This window comes from Kitasatospora sp. NPDC057198 (assembly GCF_042670125.1).
Classification (GTDB): Bacteria; Actinomycetota; Actinomycetes; order Streptomycetales; family Streptomycetaceae; genus Kitasatospora.
Genome location: NZ_JBHUWH010000881.1, coordinates 1 through 1,198 on the forward strand (window position 1 = coordinate 1; position 1,198 = coordinate 1,198).

1 protein-coding gene is annotated in these 1,198 nt (G+C 74.5%); it reads left to right on the forward strand.

Annotated elements, in window-relative coordinates; translation table 11 throughout:
• Positions 1–149: 149 nt before the first annotated feature.
• On the forward strand, positions 150–1,145 hold the full coding sequence (locus tag ACFUEL_RS39830) for an aldo/keto reductase (RefSeq protein WP_380243128.1): 996 nt from the start codon (positions 150–152) through the stop codon (positions 1,143–1,145).
• Positions 1,146–1,198 lie beyond the last annotated feature (53 nt).

Here is a 1,198-nt window from a genome sequence, read left to right on the forward strand (position 1 = left end):
GGCCGCCCCGACGCCTCCGGGCAGCGGGGCGGCCCGTGCCGCTGCCGCCGGCGGGTGCCGCTGGGTGGGTGCCGTCGGCGGGCGCCGTCCGCGCGGGCCGGGGAGTGTCGGCGTTCGAGCGGCGTGCCCGACTGTGGCAGGCTCGGCGCATGGAACAGCGTGTACTTGGCAGGACCGGACGCCCGGTCTCGGTGATCGGTCTCGGAACGTGGCAGCTCGGCGCCGACTGGGGCGTGGTGCTCGAGGACGACGCCCTCGCGGTGCTGGACGCCGCGGCGGACGCCGGGGTGACCTTCTTCGACACCGCCGACGTCTACGGCGACGGCCGCAGCGAGCAGTTGATCGGCCGTTTCCTGAAGGGCCGCGGAAGGGGCGGCGACGCCGGTGAGTTGACGGTCGCCACCAAGCTCGGACGGCGGCTGCCGCAGCTGCCGGAGAACTACACCCTCGCCAACTTCCGCGAGTGGACCGACCGTTCGCGCCGCAACCTGGGCGTCGAACGGCTCGACCTGGTGCAGCTGCACTGCCCGCCCAGCGCCGTCTACTCCGACGACCAGGTGTTCGACGCGCTCGACACCCTGGTCGCCGAGGACGTCATCGCCGCGTACGGCGTCAGCGTGGAGACCTGCGCGGAGGCGCTCACCGCGATCGCCCGGCCCGGCGTCGCCAGCGTGCAGATCATCCTCAACCCGTTCCGGCTCAAGCCGCTGGACGAGGTGCTGCCCGCCGCCGAGAAGGCGGGCGTCGGCATCATCGCCCGGGTGCCGCTGGCCTCCGGCCTGCTGTCCGGCAAGTACACCAAGGACACCCTGTTCGGCGCGGACGACCACCGCACCTACAACCGGGACGGCTCCGCGTTCGACCAGGGCGAGACCTTCTCCGGCATCGACTTCGAGACCGGTGTCGAAGCCGCCGACGAGTTCGCCCGGCTCGCCCCGCCCGGCGCCACCGCCGCGCAGACCGCGCTGCGCTGGATCGTCCAGCAGCCCGGCGTCAGCACCGTCATCCCCGGCGCCCGCACGCCCGAGCAGGCCCGCAAGAACGCGGAGACGATGGCGCTGCCGCCGCTGCCGGAGTCGACCCTGCGGTCCGTCCGCGACCTGTACGACCGCCGCCTGCGGGCGCAGGTGCACTCGCGCTGGTAGGCGCGGGTACGCGGTGCGCGTCGGCGCGGTGCGCGGTGGCGGCGGGGCGGCCC

What these genes read in the sequence shown, in the direction of transcription:
- ACFUEL_RS39830 (WP_380243128.1), top strand. Translation starts at nt 150, where the DNA reads ATGGAACAGCGTGTACTTGGCAGGACCGGACGCCCGGTCTCGGTGATC.